The sequence below is a fragment of the Flammeovirga sp. SubArs3 genome (assembly GCF_947387565.1).
Taxonomy (GTDB): Bacteria; Bacteroidota; Bacteroidia; order Cytophagales; family Flammeovirgaceae; genus Flammeovirga; species Flammeovirga agarivorans.
Map to the genome: position 1 here is coordinate 873,388 of NZ_CANDOA010000001.1, position 22,428 is coordinate 895,815.

Annotated in this window: 13 protein-coding genes; 11 read left to right on the forward strand and 2 right to left on the reverse strand. The window is 35.4% G+C overall.

Annotated features, from left to right (window positions below):
* Positions 1-214: 214 nt before the first annotated feature.
* Positions 215-3,271 carry an immunoglobulin-like domain-containing protein gene (locus QL232_RS03260; RefSeq protein WP_281613060.1) on the forward strand — a complete coding sequence of 1,019 codons (3,057 nt, stop codon included), beginning with the start codon at positions 215-217 and terminating at the stop codon, positions 3,269-3,271.
* A gap of 416 nt (positions 3,272-3,687) precedes the next feature.
* On the opposite strand, the gene QL232_RS03265 is transcribed toward QL232_RS03260, so the two are convergent.
* Positions 3,688-6,180, reverse strand: a complete 2,493-nt coding sequence (locus tag QL232_RS03265; protein WP_281613061.1) for a glycoside hydrolase family 2 TIM barrel-domain containing protein — start codon at positions 6,178-6,180, stop codon at positions 3,688-3,690.
* A gap of 353 nt (positions 6,181-6,533) precedes the next feature.
* On the opposite strand from QL232_RS03265, the gene QL232_RS03270 reads away from it, so the two are divergent.
* From QL232_RS03270 to QL232_RS03315, 10 genes are all read left to right on the forward strand, one after another.
* Positions 6,534-8,045 carry a sulfatase gene (locus QL232_RS03270; RefSeq protein WP_281613062.1) on the forward strand — a complete coding sequence of 504 codons (1,512 nt, stop codon included), beginning with the start codon at positions 6,534-6,536 and terminating at the stop codon, positions 8,043-8,045.
* A gap of 399 nt (positions 8,046-8,444) precedes the next feature.
* Complete coding sequence (locus tag QL232_RS03275) at positions 8,445-9,998, forward strand: arylsulfatase (protein ID WP_281613063.1); 1,554 nt, start codon at positions 8,445-8,447, stop codon at positions 9,996-9,998.
* 167 nt (positions 9,999-10,165) lie between these two features.
* Positions 10,166-12,112: a right-handed parallel beta-helix repeat-containing protein gene (locus QL232_RS03280; RefSeq protein WP_281613064.1), complete on the forward strand. Its 1,947-nt coding sequence runs from the start codon at positions 10,166-10,168 to the stop codon at positions 12,110-12,112.
* A gap of 207 nt (positions 12,113-12,319) precedes the next feature.
* Complete coding sequence (locus QL232_RS03285) at positions 12,320-13,378, forward strand: L-rhamnose/proton symporter RhaT (RefSeq protein WP_281613065.1); 1,059 nt, start codon at positions 12,320-12,322, stop codon at positions 13,376-13,378.
* Between the two features lie 86 nt (positions 13,379-13,464).
* Positions 13,465-14,625, forward strand: coding sequence for a mandelate racemase/muconate lactonizing enzyme family protein (locus tag QL232_RS03290; RefSeq protein ID WP_281613066.1), 1,161 nt, complete (start codon positions 13,465-13,467; stop codon positions 14,623-14,625).
* The gene (locus QL232_RS03295; RefSeq protein ID WP_281613067.1) at positions 14,597-16,042 is read left to right on the forward strand and encodes an aldehyde dehydrogenase family protein; all 1,446 of its coding nucleotides are present in this window, start codon (positions 14,597-14,599) and stop codon (positions 16,040-16,042) included. The genes QL232_RS03290 and QL232_RS03295 overlap by 29 nt, the downstream gene beginning before the upstream one ends.
* 2 nt (positions 16,043-16,044) lie before the next feature.
* Positions 16,045-16,995, forward strand: coding sequence for a 2-dehydro-3-deoxygalactonokinase (locus tag QL232_RS03300; RefSeq protein WP_281613068.1), 951 nt, complete (start codon positions 16,045-16,047; stop codon positions 16,993-16,995).
* The gene (locus QL232_RS03305) at positions 16,988-17,641 is read left to right on the forward strand and encodes a bifunctional 4-hydroxy-2-oxoglutarate aldolase/2-dehydro-3-deoxy-phosphogluconate aldolase (protein ID WP_281613069.1); all 654 of its coding nucleotides are present in this window, start codon (positions 16,988-16,990) and stop codon (positions 17,639-17,641) included. The genes QL232_RS03300 and QL232_RS03305 overlap by 8 nt, the downstream gene beginning before the upstream one ends.
* Positions 17,642-17,645: 4 nt before the next feature.
* Entirely contained in the window at positions 17,646-18,824 is a 1,179-nt protein-coding gene (locus QL232_RS03310) for an alpha/beta hydrolase (RefSeq protein ID WP_281613070.1), read from the forward strand.
* Between the two features lie 427 nt (positions 18,825-19,251).
* Complete coding sequence (locus QL232_RS03315; protein WP_281613071.1) at positions 19,252-21,153, forward strand: endo-1,3-alpha-glucanase family glycosylhydrolase; 1,902 nt, start codon at positions 19,252-19,254, stop codon at positions 21,151-21,153.
* A 173-nt stretch (positions 21,154-21,326) separates the two neighbouring features.
* Here the strand turns inward: QL232_RS03315 and QL232_RS03320 are convergent, their stop codons facing one another.
* Positions 21,327-22,214, reverse strand: coding sequence for an AraC family transcriptional regulator (locus QL232_RS03320; RefSeq protein WP_281613072.1), 888 nt, complete (start codon positions 22,212-22,214; stop codon positions 21,327-21,329).
* Positions 22,215-22,428 lie beyond the last annotated feature (214 nt).

Consider the following 22,428-nt stretch of genomic DNA (forward strand, 5'->3'; position numbering starts at 1 on the left):
TGAATAATTAAAGAATGATGAATTAGGTGAAAACCATTTCTGAATTGTGTAAATTGGAATTGCTATCTAACAATCTTATAGGGTACTTTTACAAAGTATTAGGGGTAAATAACTATTATTGGTTCCTTTTCCTTGTAGACTAATTACATGATAAAGAAGTGAATAGATACTTTTGATCATTCTCATAAATGAAATGAATGTATACTTATTAAGCATGAAATTAAAAACTACTTTTTTATTAGCAAGCATACTAACGCTTTGCATTTCATCTGTATTTGCAAACTTTGATGCTTCGGTCGCAACACTTTCTTCTTCTAATAACTTAGTACCCAACTATCAGTTTAAAGATGGAGACGGTAACCCGTCATTAGACGAATGGGAGAATACTTCGGCGACAGCTCCAAATTCAATTACAGCCGTAACTGGTGTAGGAGAAAGCCATCAGGTTCTGATATCAAAAAGTGATCTTTCAGGAAATTGGAGCGATGTGAAAATGGGGTTAACATGGCAGGATTTTGATCTAAGTGGTCAAGATGCAATGGCGAAGTTAACGTTATCAGCCAAAGTAAAAGCATCGAACGATGATGGTATGAAATTCAGACTTTATCTTCGTTATAGAACAAGAGACATCGACGATAATATTGTCAATAACAATGTTTACTCAGATGTTTTTGTAGTGACAAGCACAGAACAAGAATTTACTGTTCCCTTGGAAATTCCTAATGATGCTTTTCAATGGAATTTAGAAGTACAATTTGGGGGTACCAAAAGTGGTGCAGCTGGAGACCTCTATTTTTCAACTCCTTCTTTATCATTAGATGCAGAAGAAGAAGAGAAACCTGTAGAGCCAAGTGATCCAGATAATATTATCCCTGATGATAAATTCGCAGATAACCTTGGTAATCCTACATTAGCAGTTTGGTCAAATACATCTAGTGCTGACCCCAATAGTATAACTGCAGTAGAAGGAACTACCAACTTTAATAAAGTATTGATCAATAAAGTTGATGGAGGTTCTGGAAATTGGAGTTCATTAGTTTTAGCATTGCCTTGGCAGGATATCGATTTACCTCAGGATACTGAAATGATTACTTTTGAACTGTCAGCTAAAGTATTGGCGTCTAATGAGGACGGTGCAAAATTCAGATTCAACTTTAGATATAAAATGTTGGATGGTGAAAATAATCCGCAAAATTATGATGTCAACTCCAATCAATTTGTGATTACATCATCTGAAAAAACATTTACTACAACTTTTGAGGTTCCAAAAGACGCTTATCAATGGAATTTAGGAGTACAATTTGGAGGTGTTGATAGTGGAGCTCCTGCTGATATAACTTTCTCTCATCCTATTTTAAAGATTATCCCTTCTGAGGAATCAACAGATGAGGAAATGGTGGCAGAAGCCAAAGAAAATTTAGTGATTTCTTTCGCGAGTGGTGATGATGCAATGATGGTTACTCAAAATGTAACGTTACCTGTTGAAGGTGATAACGAAGTAGCTGTAAGTTGGGTGTCGTCCAATACATCTGTAATTTCGAATGATGGAGTTGTAGTTCGTCAGGATGTGGATATAGAAGTGACATTAACAGCGACACTATCCAAAAATGATGTATCGGATACTAAAGATTTTGTATTGAAAGTATTGGGAGAAAGTGCACCTGCTGAGCCTGAAGTGGACAACCTAATTCCAAACTTTAAGTTTACAGATGATTTGGGAGCACCTTCTTTTGATGGTTGGACAAAAAATACTGCAGAAGCTCCGAATACACTAGATGTTATTGCAGGTGTAGATGACCATAACATTGCCGTTGTAGATAAACAAAACAGTGATGGGAACTGGAATGCATTAATCATTGGACTGCCATGGCAAAATATTGATTATTCTGATCAAGAAGATTCTGTAGCGTTTACTTTATCAGCCAAGTTAAAAGCCTCCAATGATGACGGAGCTATTTTTAGATTTTACTTTAGATACAGAACAAAAGACGAAAACGGTCTGCAAGTAAATAACGATATCTATTCTGATCGCTACACATTAACTTCCAGTGAAGAAGTATATACCACTTCTTTCAAATTGCCGAAAGATGCTTACCAATGGAATCTATCTGTACAATTTGGCGGTAGTGACAGTGGTGCTCCAGCCGAGATTTTATTCTCTTATCCTAAATTATTTGTAGAAGAAGCCGATCAAGGCCCTACTGACGAAGAAAAATTAGCAGAAGCAGTAGAAGCACTAGAAGTTCTATTTGCTGATGGAAATGATGCAAATAATGTATCACAAAATATTACTCTTGTAAATGAAGGTTTAAATAATACAACAGTTACTTGGGATGCGAGTGCTCATGCGAACATCACTAATGATGGAGAAGTGACAATTACTGACGATGAAGTAACAGCAGACATTGTAGCAACAGTTACTTTAGGTGATTTATCAGGTCAAAAATCATTTACCCTTACTACTGCAGCAAGTTCTGATGATGTTATTGTAGAAAGAGTGGCGGGTAAATTAGAGGTGGAATATGCAGAAGGTGATAGCCAAGAGGCAGTAACAGCTTCTGTTACACTAACTACTTCTTATGATGAATATGAAGAGGTTCAAATTGAATGGGAATCGAGTAATGATGCAGTGATCACTAGTACAGGTGTATTAACAGTACCTATGGAGGTGACAGAAGTAACGCTAACTGCTACGATTACATTAAATGAAACTTCTACAACAAAGTCATTTGTACTCACTGTACTTAATAATGAAGAAGAATTAATTCAGGAAGCATTTGATGCTTTAGCCATTATTTATGCTGAAGGGGATAGTACTGAAAGCGTTACTTCGGATCTAACATTAATTACAGAAGGGTTACATAATTCAGAGATTTCTTGGGTTTCTGATAGAACAACGATTACGAACGAAGGAGTAGTTACTAGATCTTTTAGAGATATCAATACTAACTTAACGGCAACAATCCAATTGGGACAAAGCACTATGGTTAAAGAGTTCGAAGTAATTGTAATTGCAGAGCAGGAAGTAACCTCTATTGATCAAGATAAGGTGATACTAAATGTATACCCTAACCCCACTTTTGGTGATGTGACTTTGACTTCTTCATTACCCTTCCAAGGAGTAGATATTTACAACTTGATTGGAGTAAAAGTGAAGACGATACAATTCGTTCACCAAACACAAAAAACGACGCTTAATTTAGATGACTTACCAAGAGGTCAGTATATTTTAAGAGTAAATAACCAGCCGATAAAATTTATCAAAAAATAAGGGACGGTTATAAATAAGGAGACTAAAAACAGCCTGGGTGATTCAGTTCATTCAGGCTGTTTTTTATATACTAATGAGTGGTTTGATTAGTATTCTAGGTTAAAGGATATACCACATTTTTGTCTCAATAAAATAAGCTAGAATATAAATACATAATGATATTTTGGTGTGATGAGTACCAAGAAATCAATACTGTGTGATTTCAATAAGACATTGCAAGAAGAATCGAATACCCGACTTTATATGAGATCATTTGCAGTTCTGTAATTAATTATGGAGACATAAGAAAAGCCTTAGAAAACAATTCTAAGGCTTTATCATCTGCTATTTGAATTAGATATTTAGTTGAGAGTATTGTAATTTATTTAACTTGTTGAGTGAATTGTTTGTAGTTAGTTTATTACTTACAAATGTGATTACAGTTCTTTTGGATTTGCCTTTGTTTCAACAGATATTTGAGCCTTTTTTAACCCTTTTCCCGTAGCTGAAATGATGATTTTACCACCATCACCTTTATTAGCTCTAGCGATAACTAAGGCCATACCATTAAAAAACTTTAGTTTTTTATTTTCAGGTAAGATTAATGAAGCAGGGTCGCCATTGCCTGTAGCTTCAAAAGTACCATCACCAGTTACTGAGAATTGAATCTGACCGTTATATGTCGCACAGAAGTGGCCTTCAGTATCCAATGCTCTCGCTGTAACAAATACTAAATCTTCTCCATTGGCTGATGAAATGATTTTTCGATCAGCTGTCAGTTCAATATTTTTAGCTTTTGATGTAGTATTAATCACTTTCTCACTCACTACTTTATCTCCATTATAAGCGACTACTTTTAGCTCCCCTTTCTCATAAGGAACGTCCCATCTTAATCGATAGGGTGAAGGATAATTATAAGGACCTTCATAATACGAGAACTTAATAGGTACTATACCTTTATCCACACCTTTTACTTTTTTTCCTAAACTTTTACCGTTAAGAAATAGCTCTGCTGATTCTGCATTGGTATAGGCAAAAACAGGAATTTCTTTTCCTTCAAAACCCTTCCAATTCCAATGAGGAAGTAAGTGTACCATTGGTGTATCTGTCCACTGACTTTGATAGAGATAAAATCTATCTTTTTTAAATCCACATAAATCTACAGGTCCAAAGAAAGACGACTTGTTCGGCCAATCATCGTTCCAATAGCCATTGGTCGAGTTGTCTCTACCACCATAAGGTGTTGGCTCTCCCAAGTAATCAAAACCCGTCCACATAAATTCACCTAGTATACTAGGGTTCTCTTCTAAGAATTTAAATTCCATATCGGGAGGGTAAGACCAAATTGGTCCAATGATATCATAACTTGTTACTTGGTGGTCTGTGTTTTTCTCATATTTCTCTAAGAATGGAGTGTGATATACTCCTCTTGAACTAGTAATAGACTCTGTTTCTGAACCATATACAATCCAGTCAGGATAGTTTTCCTTAATTTCAGCATATTTGGCTGCTTTATAATTGAAGCCAACAATATCTACATGATGTGCTAGTTTATTCTTTATCGAATTTTCATATTGATTAAAACCCGCAGTATTGGGTCTCGATGGATCTTCTCTATGACAGATTTCTCCAAGTTTTAGTGCTACTTTCCATCCATCTTTCTCTTTTTGTTCCCTGATTTCATTTCCGATACTCCACATAATAATCGAAGGGTGGTTACGATCTCTTCGAATCATATCTGTAAGGTCTCTTTCATGCCATTCATCAAAAATGGTATGGTAACCGTTCTCAATTTTCTGAATACCCCATTCATCAAAAGCTTCATCAATCACCAATATTCCCATTTCATCACACAGTTCCAGTTGTTCTCTGCTAGGCGGATTATGAGAAGTTCTGATCGCATTTACTCCCATCTCTTTCATAATTTCCAATTGGCGTTCTGTTGCTCTTCTATTTACGGCAGTACCCAATGGGCCTAAATCATGATGTAAGCAGACCCCTTTCAACTCGGTTCGTTTTCCATTTAAGAAGAAACCATCATTTGCAGTAAACTGGATACTACGCACACCAAATTTGGTCGTATAACGGTCTAATATTTTTCCGTCTTTATCTTTTAATTCCGTTTCTAATTGATAGAGGTGTGGAGAAGTGAGTGTCCATAACTGTGGCTGAATTAAGTTAAATGATTGTTGCGAATTGATAGTCTTACTACCTTCTGCCACCGTTTTATGTTGTAATTCTTTTACGGTTTCCCCCAAGTTATTTTTAATAGTTTGTACTACGGAAACAATTTGATCAGCTGCTTTGAAATTCTGAATTTCCAATTGGATATTGACACTAGCTACTTTAGCTGATACGTTAGTCGATGTAACAAAAGTACCCCAATGTGCGACCCGAATGTCATTATTGATATTTAGCCAAACTTTTCTGTACATTCCTGCACCAGGATACCACCTTGATGATAAGTCTTCTGGTTTAGCTTTTACTGCAATAATATTCATTCCTTCTTGATGAAGGTAAGGGGTTAAATCATATTCAAAGCCTAAGTACCCAAATGGTCTTTTTCCTAGATAATGCCCATTGATCCAGACCTCTGAATTTTTCATTACACCTTCAAATTCAATGGCAATATGTTTTCCTTTTTGAGTATTAGTTAAAGTAAAGCTTTTTCTATACCAGCCCTCACCATGAAAAGGTAACCCACCACAACGAGCATTGTACTCTTTTGAAAAAGGCCCTTCAATGGCCCAATCATGAGGTATTTGTACTGTCCTCCACTTTGAATCATCCAGTGTTGGTGATTGTCCATCTTTTACCTCACCTTTAAAGAATTTCCAATCGTTATTGAAATCTGTATGTCCCGTAGACTGTCCATAAACTAAGCTCGAACAGAATAACAAAACAAAGAAATTGATCAAGTAATATTTCATTCGCTTTTCCTTTTATGATTCGTTTTGCTTCTCTTTTCATAGAAGTTAAAGCAATGTATAGAGTATGTTGGTGAGTTATCATGGAGGATTGAATAGAAAAAAATACCCCCCTTTTATTCATAGTATTATTAGGTTTATTTTTCTATTCAAAACTTAGAAAGGGAGATGGTTTCATTTTGGTTAAACTTAATTGTAGGGTAATCATAGAATATAAATGAGTAGTGATTTAGGTATAGAATGAAGTAATAATCCTTCATAATAAGAGGGGATTTTATTTAATTTCTATCCTACACCCTTAACTGAAGTGAGTTTCTGATAGCTTTGATCCAAACGAATTAATCAATGCAATTGAAATGAAATTACTCTATCCAATTTTATTAAGCTCGATACTGTTATTTTTTATATCGTGCAATCAAAAACAAGAACCAAAGAAGTTCGACAAGCCTAACATTATTTGGGTAATGCTTGAAGATATATCACATGACTTTGAATGTTATGGTATGCCTGCAGTAAAAACGCCGACATTTAATGCATTAGCGAAGGAAGGAACGATCTATTACAATTGTTTTGGTACAGCGTCTATCTGTTCAACCAATAGATCAGCGATGATGGTAGGAGCACATCAACGTCTTACCAATACACATCACCACAGAAGTAATAGAAACGAACCTTTAGCAGCTCCATTTAAACCTTTTACTTATCAATTAAAGAAAGAAGGGTATACGACTATTTTAGGTCATACCAAAGTAAGAGGAAGAGGAAGAAAAGTAGATGTCAATTTTAAGCACAATAAGATTGGTAATTGGGAAGAAGACTATGGTTTATTTGATAAATACGATGAGTTTACTGCAGAAGATCAACCATTCTTTGCTCAGATACAATTGAATGTTACGCATAGAGGTGATTGGTGGAATGAGGTGAGAGCAAAATCTGAACACCCTGTTAACACTGCTGATGTACAGCTACCACCAGAATATGCAGACCATCCAGCAATTCGTCTAGATTGGGCCAAATATCTTGATCAGGTAGAATATGCAGATGCTGAGATGCAGATGTTGATTGATGAATTGAAAGAGAAAGGGCTATATGAAAATACGGTAATCATTGTAATTGGAGACAATGGAAGATGCAACATAAAAGGTAAAGGTTACTTGTTTGATTCCGGATCAAGAATTCCTCTGATTATTAAATGGCCAGAAGGGTATGAGCATGATGAAGAGTCTCGCCAAATTATCGCAAGTACAGACATTACGGCTACTATTTTAGATATCGCTGGGGTTGACTTACCAAACTATCTAACGGGTCAATCTTTTATTGATGAAAATTTCGACCGTAAAAATGTTTATTCATTTAGAGGACTATGGGATGAAATTCCAGAACAGTCGAGTTCAATCACAAATTCAGAATTTAGGTATATCAGAAACGACAAACCAGAAATTCCATACGATGCTCATCAAGGGTATTTGGAGTGGTATCGTCCGGCAGTGCATGTGATGAGGACATTAAGCGAAGATGGAAAATTGAATGAAGTACAGCAAAAATGGTTTTCTAAATCAAAACCAAAGGAAGAGTTGTATCATATAAAAAATGATCCTTTTGAAATAGACAACTTGGCTAACAATCCAGAATACAGAGATGTATTAAAGATCATGAGAAAAGAAGCCATGCAAGCGGACCAAAGAATGACTCCGGTAGCTTCAGTTTTTGATCCTAATCCTGTACCTGGTTTGGCGCCTATAGAATATATAAAAGAATATCATCCGGAAGCATATAAAAGAATGATTGAGGGAGAAGAAATTGGACACAGTAAGTACATGAAGTTGTACAAGGACTACTTATCAAAGCAGAATACGAATACTAAATAACAGACAAACTGACTAGTTCAAAATTGTTCAATAGCCGGCAGTTTTGTTGGCTATTGAACTTCTCATTATTTACTGACTACTCCTTCTCAATTCTTGATAAAAGTGAACAAATTGTGTTACATTTTGTCTTAAATGTTTCCCTGAAAGATATTTTCTTTAATAAATAAACGAACCAATTGCAGGCAGTTTTGCAGGTTTTGACCGTATTATGCTACTGATTTATCTTATTCTTGCCTATTTTTCCTACAACTCTTACTTTACTTGCTATCGATTATATTTTTATCCAAAAATGATTAAATAAGATACTTTTAGGTCAATATTGTGTTCATTATGCTGCTAGTGACCACCTATCTTTGTGTTATAACAAAGAAATAAACTATCTTTTTTAATATAAATGGAATGAAGAAATTATTATCATGTTTAGCATTGGCTGGAGTAATGGCTTGTCAGAAGCCTGCAACTAACCAAACTGATGTTTCAAACAACACAGACAAACCAAATATCATTATTTTTTATGTGGATGATCTTGGTTATGGCGATATCGGAAAAAACGGATTAATAGGAGCAGAAACACCGGAAATTGATAAATTGGCCGATGGAGGTGTTCTCTTTACAGATGTCCACTCACCTCATGCTACTTGTACACCATCGAGGTATTCAATGCTTACAGGCGAATATGCGTTTAGAAAAAAGGCACAAATTTTACCTGGAGATGCTCCATTGCTTATCAACCCGAATACAAGAACATTACCCGATATGCTTAGAGAAGCAGGGTATGCCACGGGTGTAGTAGGAAAATGGCATTTAGGTTTAGGTAACGGTAATGTTGATTGGAATAAGGCCGTTAAACCAGGTCCATTGGAAATCGGTTTCGATTACTCGTTCTTACTTCCTTCAACTGGAGACAGAGTTCCTTCAGTATATTTAGAAAATCATAATGTGGTTAACTTGGATCCTAAAGATCCTATTACCGTTAGCTATAAGAAAAATATTTCAGATCGCCCTACAGGTAACGATCATCCAGAGTTGTTAAGACAAGGTGCAGATAAGCAACATGGGAATACGATTATTAATGGTATATCTCGTATTGGTTATATGAAAGGTGGAGAAAAGGCACTTTGGACGGATGAAGATTTCCCTGAGAAATTAGCAGGTAAAGCTTCAGACTTTATCACAAAACATAAAGACGAGCCTTTCTTCTTATATTTTGCATTTCATGATATCCATGTTCCTCGTTTGCCTTCAGATAAATTTAAAGGTAAATCACCAATGGGTCTAAGAGGAGATGTGATTTATCAAATGGATTATACAACAGGTTTAGTAATGAAAACATTACGAGATCTAGGTATCGAAGAGAATACATTAGTGATCTTTACATCGGATAACGGAGCAGTGCTTTCAGATGGTTATGATGATAAAGCAATTGAGCTATTAGGAGATCATAAACCAACAGGTCCATATGCTGGAGGGAAGTATTCTTCATTAGAAGGAGGAACAAGAGTGCCAATGATTGCTTACTGGCCGAATAGAATTAAAGCCGGTCAGACAAATGATGCTACATTCTCACATATTGATTTTTATGCTTCTTTTGCTGAATTATTAGGAGAGGAGATTCCTCAAGGTGTAGCAATAGATTCGAAAAGCATGCTGCCTGCTTTATTAGGCGAGTCTCAACAAGGTAGAGATTTTATGGTGGAAGAGGCATTTTCGTTAGGAATGCGTCATGGAAAATGGAAGTATATACAACCTATTCCAAAAAAGAGGCGAATTCCAGATTTTATGGATAAGAAAAAGTTTATCAAAGGTGGACTTTCTCACCAACCTCAATTATTTAACTTAGAAGAAGATATCGCAGAAGATAAGAACATTGCAGAACAGCATCCAGAAATCGTTGCATTAATGCAAGGGAAATTGGATTCTATTAAAAATGTAAACACTGTTCCTTCTAAATAATATTTGCCTCAAAGGTTTGTATACTTTATTACTCATTGAGTATACAAACCTTTTTTACCCACTAATTCAAGAACATACATCTAATCGGAACTAATAAAAATAGAGATTACTTATAGATATAGAGATGTGATTCTGTTTAATTTTTTAAAGCATTCGACAGATATAAGATGAAAAAAATAAATTTGATACTTCTACAGCTACTATTTTTAATAATATCAGCAGTAGCATCAGAAAAATACTATGTGAGTTCTTCCGTTGGAAACGATAAAAACCCAGGGACCGAAGAGGCTCCATTGCAAACTTTAAAGAAAATCTCATCCATTAAACTAAAAGCAGGAGACCAAGTATTCTTCAAAAGAGGAGATCGTTTTGATGGTCATTTTGTAGTCAACGGATCAGGAAAAAAAGGTAAAGAGATTGTCATTTCGTCGTACGGGGATGGTGCTTTACCTATTATTACCGGTGAAGTAGGAAAAGAAAACGGAGGAGATTACCAAGAAGCAATACTTATAAAAAACCAAAGTCATATTATTATTGAATACTTAGAAATTCATAATGAAAGACTGACTGAAAGAGAAAATGTAAGAAGCCAAGATGCTTTTGGAATTTACGTTTTAAATAACGGAGTAGGGAGTATAGAGAACTTTACTTTCCGTCACCTAACATTCAAAAAAGTCTATGCACCTCAACCTGTTTTGAAAGAAAAAGGAGAGAAAGCATTCAATGGTTTAGAGGTAGCAGCATTACGATTTTTTAGTACTAGAAATATGAATCCTTCCAAGATGAAAAATATCAAAGATGTACTTATGGAAGAGTGTTATTTCGAAGATGTACAACGATTAGGTGTTCATATTAAACATGGAGGGAGTAAGCCAGAGTTGAAGGATCACCCTATGAATTTTAATGAAAACTTTATTTTTAGAAATAATGAATTTCATCATACGGGAGGTACTTGTATCCTTCCAATCAGAACGAATAACGTTTTAATTGAAAAGAACTTATTCAACTACCCAGGTGACGATTCTGATCCAAGAATGCCACATAGAGGTAGTGCTGTTTGGACTTGGAGATGTAAAAATACGGTAATCCAATACAACGACTGTTTACATATTAGAGGCTATCTAGATTCTCATGGTGTTCATATCGATCATGAAAACTTAAACACTTTTATACAATACAACTATATGGAAGATTGTGAAGGTGGATTTGTTGAAATATTGGGTGGAAATGTCAATTCTGTTTATCGTTATAATGTATCAGTTAATGACGGTTGGAGAGAAAATCCTAAATGGAAAACAAGTAACCATACGCTATGGATCAATTATAAAATACCCAATGGCGAACATTATTGTGAAAACAGTTACGTCTATAACAACTCTGTTTATGTAGATCAAGGCTTTAAAACTTCGATCGATATGAAAGGGAAAAAGACTTATATCTTCAATAATATATTTGATTATGCTAAGGGGGAAATGGGGACAAAACAAATGATGATCGATTCGAGAGGAACTACCTTTTTCTTATCAAATAACGCTTATCATGGTATAGTTGCCAACCGTTTTACATCAAAAGATCTAGCTCCCATTTTCATGTCGAAAGTATATGATAAAAAAGGCAACTTTATGATGTCAGAAGACGGTAACGATCTTAGCAATGGTATTGTGAAGTTTGGCCCTAAAGTAGTAGGAGCAGGAAAAGGAGTATTTGCAGAAGTAGCTGAGTTTCCAAAAGTAGATTTCTTTGGGAATCCCATTGATTACCCTTCTGGAAAAGTGGCTGTAGGTGCTTTTGATGTTCAAATGAAAGCTGCAAAAGCGATTGAACTAAATAAGTTGAAAACTGCTGAAGCTACAGCATTTGTGAATAAGTATGGTCATGCAAAAATAACAGCGGATACCAAGTCGAAAGCTGTAAAAGTGGAATTCTCAAAAGAACAAAAAAATATGCCTGTTAGAGTATTTGACCATACTGGAAAAATGATCTATAGAGGTAGTTTAATCGATGCATCATCACTAGACATTGATGTGAATTTGGAGCATGTAAAAAGTATTGTGTACGTTATGTTAGGAAATGGTGTTGACCGTTTCACAAATAAGATAACCGTAAGCAAATAAGCGTAATACAGTTTAATTATTAAGAAAGTAGAATTTCAATGAGAATTGAATATTTAGGTATTGAAATTCTACTTTCATCCTATTTTGACATTTAGACTTTTAAACAATACATGTTGAAGTCAAAATACAGCTACTTTAAGTGAATTTATGTCATAAATACAATTAAAAAATAGGTGATATTTGGATTATACATAAACTGAAAAAGAAATGAATTTACTAGCAATTACATTAATCCTTCTTGCAAGTTTTTTTCAAGGAACATTTGGATTAGGAATGAAACATATCTCACCATTAAAATGGGAAAACTGGTGGGTTGTACATGCTTTAGTGGCGATGATTATTTTCCCAATAGCATGGGCAGTATTTGCTGTACCTGAGACGTTTACTATAATTAGTGAGTCAGACAGTAACGTGTTAATGATGGCGATGTTGTTTGGTTTTCTTTGGGGAATTGGAGGTATCCTTTTTGGAGTGAGTGTAGAGTATACAGGGGTATCGATTACTTATGGTATTGTGATGGGTTTAGCGGCATCTGTAGGTTCATTAATTCCTATGTTCCAGATGGAAGAATTGCCTGCTAATTTCAATACCGTAATTGCAGGAGTAGGTTTGTTATTAGTCGGAGTAGCTATCACAGCTGTGGCAGGTGTAAAAAGAGATAAAGCACAAAAAGCAGTAAGTGAAGATACAATGATTATGGAAGACGATGGAGATGTCTTAGTGGCTCCTCCGAAAGTAGAGACGACACCAAAGAAATCGATAAAAACAGGAGTAGCCATTGCGGTAGCTTGTGGTGTATTATCGGCTTTATTAAATGTAGGTTTTTCTAACGCGGCTCCAGTGGCGGAGTTGGCGGTTTCAAAATATAATGTAGACCCAAAAGATGCTAGTTTAGTAGCATGGGTTGTTGTGTTGATAGGCGCTTTTGCTATGAATGCCTTATACGCGGTTTACAAGTTAGTTGTGAATAATTCTTGGGGCGACTTTTCCACACCAAACAGTACAAAAGCATATACTTGGGCAATTCTTGCAGGTCTATTCTGGTTTGCTGCTTTAGGTGTATATGGTCAAGGTGCTGCATTGATGGGGTCTTTAGGTCCAGTGATTGGATGGCCAATGATGCTTGGTTTGGCATTGATTATTAGTAACGTTTGGGGGTATAGAGAAGGAGAATGGAAAAATGCTTCTCAGCCTTTTAAAGTACTATTAGGAGGACTTGCTGTACTTATTGTTGCCATTTGTATTCTAGGGTATTCCAACTTATAAAAATTACTAACAGTGTACTAGACTGGTGCACATAATAACTATCAGTTCCTGTAGACTTTATCTTAAGGGACATAAAGCTTAATTGAATGAAGATTATTGATATACAACCTTACGTTCTTTCGCAAGACTTAGAAACACCCTTCTACTTCTCGCAATGGCACTATGCCTCAAGAAAGATCTGTTTGGTGAAGGTGACACTTGAAGATGGAACTTACGGTTGGGGCGAAGGTTATGGCCCAGCAGATATGATCAAAACTGGAATAGATTTTTTCAAACCATTTGTACTTGGTGAAAATGCTTTAGAAAATGAAAAAATCTGGCAGATCATGTATTTAAGATCAATGGATTTTGGTCGTAGTGGTATTTTCAATGCAGCAATTAGTGCAATTGATATTGCCTTATGGGATGCCAAAGGTAAACTGCTCAATCTACCGGTCAGTGTGTTATTGGGTGGGGTTAAAAACCCAGTGATTCACCCTTATGCTACAGGATTTTACTTCACAGATTCTCCAACATTAGAGGAGGACTTAGCCAAAGAAGCAAAAATATATAAGGAACTTGGTTTCAAGGCTGCAAAAATGAAAGTAGGTTTAGGAATCGAAAAAGACGTACATTATGTTGAGTTGTTAAAGAAACACCTTGGTGATGATGTAAAACTAATGATCGATTCTAACCATGCCTACAATTATAGAGAGGCATTGGAACTTTGTAAACGAATTGAACATTTAGATATTGGTTGGTTTGAAGAGCCAGTTCACCCCGAAGATTACAAAGGTTATAGTAAACTAAGGGAGAATACAACCATTCCAATTGCTGGAGGGGAGTGTGAATATTTAAGACATGGCTTTAAGCGTTTATTTGAAACCGAAAGTGTAGATATCGCTCAACCAGATATTTGTGCATCAGGTGGACTAACGGAAGCAAAGAGAATTGCAACGTTAGCTTCTTCTTATCACAAAGACATTGTGCCACACTCATGGGGAACTTGGATTGCAATTAGTGCAGCGGTTCATTTTGTGTCTAACTTAGACCAAAACCCAGGTAGAATGTTTAGAAACGCTCCAATGATAGAATTGGACCGTACAGAAAACCCACTTAGAGATGATGTGACAAAGCATAGTATCCAAGTGAATAACGGAGAGATCCAAGTACCTACAACACCAGGTTTAGGTGTAGATGTAAATCAAGAATTCTTAGAAAAATATTCGATAGATAAAAATGCAAGTACTGAACCACTATGGTCATAAAGGCCTATATATCGACGGAGAGTTTGTAGAATCATCTTCAAAAAATATTTTTGATTTAAAATGCCCAGCAAATGAAGAGACAATTGCTACAATTTCTTGGGCAGAGAAAGAAGATACAGAACGTGCTTTAAAAGCCGCTGAAGAAGGTTTTAAAGTGTGGTCAAAAACTCCAGTTCAGGAGAGAGTAGACAAAATGATGGCTTTAAGAGCAAAGCTATTAGAAAATAAAGATCTATTGAAAGAGGTGATTTCTCATGAAATGGGAAAAACTTTTGATGGTGCAGATGAGGATGTAGTGAGTATTACTAATTCACTAGAGTTTTATGGAAAAGAAATCTTAGCAAAAGAAGACTTCGAAATTCCAGATAGAGAAGGAACACACCGACATACAATGGTACATCAGCCTTTGGGTGTAGTTGTTGCTTTCTTGGCGTATAATTTCCCATTGCTAAACCTTGGTTTTAAACTGGGTCCTGCCCTAGCGGCAGGGTGTTCTATCATTATCAAACCGTCAGAAATTTCACCACTATCGGCATTGAAGGTTGCAGAATATGCTCATGAAGTTGGTTTTCCTAAAGGTGTTATCACAGTATTATGTGGTAACAGACAAAACGTGGGTATTCCATTGTGTGAGAGTACTGTACCTCGGTTAATTACGATGATTGGTGCCACTTATACGGCCCAAAAATTAATTGAGCAAAGTATCAAAACTTCTATCAAAAGATACTCGATGGAGTGTGGGGGTAATGCACCGTTTATTGTATTTGATGATGCAAATATTGAAGATGCCTTAGCAGTAGGTACGGGAGTGAAATATGGCAATACGGGTCAGATTTGTGTAGCCCCTAACCGTTTCTTTGTTCAGGAGGGTATCTTCGAAGAATATGTAAAACGCTTTGTAGAGATTGCCGAATCTAAAAAATTAGGTTTTGGTAGAGAAAATAACCCAGATATGGGGCCTCTAGTAAGTGAAAAAGCAAGAGATGGTGTACATCAGTTTGTACAAGATTGCTTAGCTCAAGGGGGAACGTTACTAACTGGAGGCGAAAAGGTAGAAGGCAAAGGTTTCTACTATATGCCAACAGTGATTGTAATGGATGACCCGAAGGCTCCAGTTCTTCAACATGAAGTATTTGGACCAGTAGCGGTAATTCTGAAGTTCAAGACAACAGAAGAAGTGATCCAGAAATCTAACGATGTTACTGCAGGTTTAGCTTCTTATGTATTCACTGAAGACGAGGATAAGCTAGAAGAAGTGACGATGGCTTTAGAATTTGGAGAAGTTCAACAAAACGGAGTGAAATACGACATTTATCTGCCCCACTTAGGAGTGAAAAATAGTGGTTTAAGTATGGACTGTTCAAAGTTTGCTTTGGACGATTACTTAGTGCAGAAAAGAGTGAGTAAAAAATTATAAAAATGAGTGTACCAGAAAAATTCATTAGTTGTGATTGGGGTACTTCTAATTTTAGGTTAAGAGTGATCAAAACAGATACTCTTGATGTATTAGAAGAGTTTCAAACAAACAAAGGAGTGAAAAAGGTGTACAGAGAATACTTAGAGCAAAAGAAAGTAGATCAAGGTAGGTATTTTTCAAACTACCTTGTAGAACAACTTTCTAATATCTCTACAAGTATTGATGACAAAGTGATTGTTGCATCAGGCATGATTTCTTCATCTATTGGGATGAAGGAATTAGGCTACTCTCAAATGCCTTTTGATGCCTTTGGAGAAAATCTATTTAGCAAACGACTTTCATTAGCAAGAAACCTATCTGTATTGATGGTCTCAGGGGCTAGAACCCAAGATGATGTAATGCGTGGAGAAGAGGTACAGGCAGTAGGGTTGTCTACTCTTTTACCTGTTCAAAAAGAAGGTGTGCTTATACTTCCAGGTACCCATTCAAAGCATTTATCTTTTAAGGATTCCAAGTATACTGAGTTGAATACATTTATGACAGGAGAGATGTTCGACATTATCTCTAATCAAAGTATTTTACGCAATTCGGTTACTCCGGGTGAAATGAATGAAGCAGCCAAAGCACATTTTATTCAAGGGGTAAGAGTCGGTGCAGAAGAAGGGTATACGAACCAGCTTTTTAAAATTAGAGCACACGACTTAATTTCTAATGTAGATAAAACAACTGCATACTATTATCTTAGTGGTTTGTTAATCGGTGATGAGTTAAGTTACTTAAAAGATTATGATTCATCGATTTGTATGGCAGCTTCTGGTAAAATTAATGAGTTGTATCAATTGGCGTTAAATGACCTTATTGAGAAGAAAGACAACTTAATAGTTTTTGAAGAAGATGTTATTGAAAAAGCATTATTAATAGGTCAAAGAAAGATTTTAGAACAATATGTCTAACCAAACAACTTTTTCGTGGGAGGCTTTTGAAGCAGCTCCCGTTGTAGGAATCCTAAGAGGTGTCACAGTAGATACATTAAATAGAATTATACCTGTCTATCAAAAAGCAGGGTTTTCTACGATTGAAATTACGATGAATACCGAAGGAGCAACAGATTTAATCGCTCAGTTAAGAGATGAATATCCATCACTAAATGTAGGAGCAGGTACTGTGTGTTCTATGGATGACTTAGAAAAAGCTTTAATGGCTGGAGCACAGTTTATTGTTACTCCGATTCTTAATGAAGAAGTAATCATAAAATGTAAAGAAATCGGTGTTCCAAGTTTTGTGGGTGCATTAACACCAACAGAGATATACAATGCTTGGACATTAGGTGCGGCAGCGGTAAAAGTTTTTCCATGTAGTCAGTTTGGTGTAGGGTATATCAAAGATGTGTTAGCTCCATTAAATACCATTAAATTACTACCCACTGGTGGTGTGACAAAAGATAATATTGCGGACTTCTTTAAAGTAGGAGCCATAGGTGTAGGTATGGGCGGTTCTTTGTTTCCCAAACCATTAATGGAAGAAGGAAAAGAAGAAGAACTAATGCACTATTTGATCAGTTTGAAAAAAGAAATACCAACAGCGACAATACTCTCTTAAATCAATGAAATTTCTAAAGCTATTTTTAGTATTTCAATTATTCCAATCTTATTCTTGGGCATATGAGGTAAAAACTGAGGTTGTAAAGACTGTAGATGGTTTTGCCTTGCCAATAACAATATTACTACCGGAAGGGGAAGGACCTTTTCCGGTAGTTTTTAATGTTCATGGTGGCGGTTGGAATGGTGGAACGACGACCCAAGTACCCGAGGCGAGTGTAGGTGATTTTGCGGCAACAATTACAGATGAAACCCAAGTGATACATGTTGGTATAGGTTATCGTTGTAAACTACAAAATGGAACTTTTGAAAAAGCAATGCAGGATATCGATGCCGCTTTCAAATGGTTTTCGAAGAGAGCGAAACTATATCAAGCTGATATGAAAAGAGTGGGTTTTACGGGAGGATCTGCAGGAACTCCATTGTCAAGTGTATATATGCAAACCGTTAAAGATTGCAAGTTATATATAGGTATTAATGGAGTATATGATCTTCCAAAAAGAGATCCTAAAAAATCATCTTTCCCAGATAAAAAAACAGCACACCTCTATAAGATTGACACTGAAGAAACCATGAGAAATGCTTCGGCTGTTTATCATCTAAAACCAAACAAAATTCCATATACGCTGTTGGTTCATGGTACTTATGATCATACCATTGACATCAAACAGAGTCAAAATTTCCAGAAAGAAATTGAAAAGAAAGAAGGGAAATGCGAATTACTATCCTTTGAAAAAATACCTCATGGGTTGTTACGGACTTACTATCCTCATGTTTATGAGACCACTGTAAATAGAATCACTGAGCTGTATGTTAGTGAATTAGGGGTAGATCGAAAAGCCATAGACCTTGTAAATAAAAAATTAGCGATAGAATTAGAAGAATATAGGGATCTTAAAACGCTATCAAAAGATAAGATTTTAGGAAAATGGTCTTGTCCCAAAAAATGGTTACAAGATGCATTAGAAGTGACATTCACTACGGATAATATTGTGAGTATAAAAGTGAATGACCAACCTATCGTAAATACTGCTTATCATATGGAAAATGAGCAAGTCATTGCAAAAGTTGGAAACAGGAAGTATGCGTTTAGAATGCAAAAAAACGGTGTACTGTATTATTACCGAACTGTAAAGCAAGCGGAAGGCCGGAAGGTAATGTTTGAAAAGAAAACTGAAAATTAAAATTGTATATATTCATTCAAAGAAAGTTTATGATAAAAGGATTTAACCGCTGGTTGATCCTTTTTTTATTGTACAATTATGTAAATATCAATATCGTACTACTTATGGTGTAAATAAGGAAAGAAGTGTGCAGATTATATACCTAATTTTAAAATATATTAAATAATAGAAGTCAAAAGGGGATTGATTTGGAAATATTTCTTGAATTCAACGAGGAAACTATCAAAATGATTATAACATAGTATGCCTGATTTGATATCGGTGTACTACCCTTCTTCCAAGTTGAAATAAATAATCAATTACTTTTTGATCCCAAATACTCTGGAATACTAATATACCAGCACCTGTATTCTACTGTTTTATAAAAGCACTATTTCAAGTGTTTAAGTGAACGAATTACTATCTATACTTACTAAATTTTATGACGATGAAACAAATTATTTTACTTTCTTTTCTATTAGTTTTTACTACTCTTTCAAATAGTATTGCTCAAACCTCTAATTACTTTACAGAGAAATTGGTATTTGCCACAAATCATCCAATACTCAATTATGGTAATACCACATCCTACCTTAAAGGGATGAGGTATGAAACATTAATGGCTACAGAGGAAGACAGTCTTGTAGGACGGTATAGAAGTTACCTCCCTCAAGTATCTCAAATGACCAATCCAATGCCACTAAATGAAGCTGTAGAATTCGAGATGCGTACTGCAAAAAGTATGGGGGTTGATGGCTTCAAATTTTTTGTCAATGTAGATGCCAATAAATATTACCTTAATAGGTTTATCGATGTAATTATCGAGTATGTGACCGTTGCATCTCGAAAAGATATTGATTTCCAATTTTCTGTATGTATCAACTTTCCAAAATGGACCAAAAGGAGAGCGGATTATTTAAAAGAGACGACTTTCCAGAGGTTAGACCAGTTGTTTAAAAGAACAAACTACTCTAAACTGTGGTTAAGAAATAATAAAAATGAGATCGTTGTCTTTACTACAGAGAGTAGTAAGATTATTCAAGAATGTATACCAAAAAGAGATGTAAAATATTTTTTGGATAACCCAGCAATCTTCAAAAAAATCGCTGGGGAATATGATGAGATAGAGAAAAGGTTAGGAACTCCGATTTCTATAGTTTACCATTCTTCATTTCCTCCTAATGTATCTTACAACCATTTAATATTAGATCATTTTCCAGCACTATCTTGTGTAAAATACTCTCAATTTTATGACCCTGGTGTTGAAAGTATTAGAAAAATCTGTAAGCAAAGAAAAAGACCTTTTATTCAGCATGTATTTCCTGATCAGTTAAGCACACAAATGATTTTAAAGGAAAATGATAAAAAGGTCGCGGAGAAATCAAAACTCAGTTATACCTTAAAAAAGAAAGATGTGTACCTGAAATCACAAAGTTTAAAACTAACACAAGGATTCAGAGATTTATTGGGTAAAGCTGTTTCTAGAGATGCAGACTTTATAGATGTAAGTTCTTGGAATCTTTATGAAGAGGGGTCACATTTAGCCCCCGAAATGCACCATGGATATGCAAATGGCTTATTGCTTAAGTACTACAAAAATATTTGGAAAACTGGCGTCGAAAATATCGAAAAAGAATTCGTAATTACTTCTTACAAAAGCTATAACAGTACTCAAAGGGCAGATACAGACATTGAAGTAAGAACCAGTTTGTCTATGTACCCTGACAAAGATCAAGATAGTATAGAAGTGGTGACAGTTCTTAATTATCCTGCGGATGTTTACTGCAATAATAAGTATTTGGGAGAAGCAAAAAAAGGTATATCAGCTTTCTATGCTCCAAAGAAAATAGGGACAGTAACCGTTGAAGTGAAAAGAAAGAATAAAGTGGTGATCGGATATGAAACGCCAAAAGCAATTATCAGTTCTCCAAAGAGAATGGATTGGTTAACATATTCATTCTGTAACCTGGACGAAGAGTTAGCAAGAGATACGCAAAACTATATTTTGGATAACGAAATGAAACATATGAGAAAGCGTTTCTTGTTATCCAAGGAGCAACAAGGAGCGTGGAGAATCGCTGCATATAACCGATACCAAAGTGATCTATTAGCGGCACAACAATTTGGTCAATTACCAGATAAGTATTTAGCAGCTAGAGACAAGAACGAAAAAAAATATAGAGCTGATATAAATAAAATCATTAAAGATCTAGATTATGAAGTGTGGCTAGAATTGGAAGAAAAGGCAAAGTCTGTAGAAGGTATACAAGACATGATGATGCCCTCTGTACTTCCTAAAGAGCTGGATGGTTATAACATTTTGCCGGTGGCAAATCCTTTAAACAATTAGTTTTTACCTACGGATAAAGATAGTAATTCAATCAAAGGAGTACCCCTTGGGTACTCTTTTGTCTTTATCGTTCTTTAGGTAACGACAAAAAGAAAAAGGGAGATGATAAATTTAATTATCGTCTCCCTTATATATTTGATTATGTTTATTTGAAATTACTTGTCAAAAGGTGATTATACCATTGACTCTAAAAGTTGCCCACTTAAGTGCATTTTTTGATAGTCTCTCGGACTTACATTTTTCAGTTTCTTAAATTGTCTATTAAAGTTGGTCTGTGAATTAAAACCACAAGAATAAGTAATCTGACTGATAGATAACTCATTTTCAATCAGTAGTTTGCAGGCGTGTCCGATTCTTACTTCATTTAAGAATTGTGAGAAAGGTTTATGTGTTCTTTTCTTAAAGAATCGACAAAAAGGAGATATTCCTAAATAAGAAAGTTCAGCAACTTCTGACAACTGAATTTCTCTATGGAAATTATCTAACACAAATTGATATACCTTATTGATGCGTTCTGAATCCTTATCATTTAGTTCTTCACTAAAACCACTACTTGCAAATTGATTGATATCGTCAGTAATAGATAGTTTATGAAGAATTTCCATAAGAATAAGCATTCCTGAGAAGCCTGTTGTTTTATTCAACTTTAATAAAAGCTGAAAAATCTCTTCCTTTAATGCGGTATCCCTAAATTCAAGCCCATTATTTGCTTTCTCAAAAAGCTTCTTAAGAAGTACAGTTTCGTTCAACTCAAAGAAAGCTTTACCTAAGAACTCAGGCTCAAATTGTAAGATAAGTGTATCGGTTTCCAAACCGAGGTTATTGTAGTATTCTGGAGAGTTTTTCCAAAGGTGTGGAAGGTTCGAGCCGACTAATACAAGCTCTCCTTCTTGAAATTCACCAACATGATCTCCAAGAAAGCGTAGTCCAGAGCCTTTGTTTACATAAATCAATTCTAACTGTCTATGGTAATGCCAGTCTTCATCCAAACATGGTTTTTGGTTTCGATAAATGGCAAAACTTCTGTTAGTAGGAGTAATTTTCTTTTGAAGTAATTTCATTTCGTCATTTCATAGTTACATACCAATATCTACAAATTTGCACCTATTTTGATAAAAATCAATTATTTCGATCTGTATTATGTCAAAATAGTGTTGGTATGTGTGAATACATGTCTCATTGACACTAATTATTTCGTCGATATTTGACTCACTGATGAACATAACGCCCAATATTAAGTACATACAATGCTGTTTTGTATAAAGAAGTCAATAT

What these genes read in the sequence shown, in the direction of transcription:
- QL232_RS03260 (WP_281613060.1), top strand. Translation starts at nt 215, where the DNA reads ATGAAATTAAAAACTACTTTTTTATTAGCAAGCATACTAACGCTTTGC.
- QL232_RS03265 (WP_281613061.1), bottom strand. Translation starts at nt 6,180, where the DNA reads ATGAAATATTACTTGATCAATTTCTTTGTTTTGTTATTCTGTTCGAGC.
- QL232_RS03270 (WP_281613062.1), top strand. Translation starts at nt 6,534, where the DNA reads ATGAAATTACTCTATCCAATTTTATTAAGCTCGATACTGTTATTTTTT.
- QL232_RS03275 (WP_281613063.1), top strand. Translation starts at nt 8,445, where the DNA reads ATGAAGAAATTATTATCATGTTTAGCATTGGCTGGAGTAATGGCTTGT.
- QL232_RS03280 (WP_281613064.1), top strand. Translation starts at nt 10,166, where the DNA reads ATGAAAAAAATAAATTTGATACTTCTACAGCTACTATTTTTAATAATA.
- QL232_RS03285 (WP_281613065.1), top strand. Translation starts at nt 12,320, where the DNA reads ATGAATTTACTAGCAATTACATTAATCCTTCTTGCAAGTTTTTTTCAA.
- QL232_RS03290 (WP_281613066.1), top strand. Translation starts at nt 13,465, where the DNA reads ATGAAGATTATTGATATACAACCTTACGTTCTTTCGCAAGACTTAGAA.
- QL232_RS03295 (WP_281613067.1), top strand. Translation starts at nt 14,597, where the DNA reads ATGCAAGTACTGAACCACTATGGTCATAAAGGCCTATATATCGACGGA.
- QL232_RS03300 (WP_281613068.1), top strand. Translation starts at nt 16,045, where the DNA reads ATGAGTGTACCAGAAAAATTCATTAGTTGTGATTGGGGTACTTCTAAT.
- QL232_RS03305 (WP_281613069.1), top strand. Translation starts at nt 16,988, where the DNA reads ATGTCTAACCAAACAACTTTTTCGTGGGAGGCTTTTGAAGCAGCTCCC.
- QL232_RS03310 (WP_281613070.1), top strand. Translation starts at nt 17,646, where the DNA reads ATGAAATTTCTAAAGCTATTTTTAGTATTTCAATTATTCCAATCTTAT.
- QL232_RS03315 (WP_281613071.1), top strand. Translation starts at nt 19,252, where the DNA reads ATGAAACAAATTATTTTACTTTCTTTTCTATTAGTTTTTACTACTCTT.
- QL232_RS03320 (WP_281613072.1), bottom strand. Translation starts at nt 22,214, where the DNA reads ATGAAATTACTTCAAAAGAAAATTACTCCTACTAACAGAAGTTTTGCC.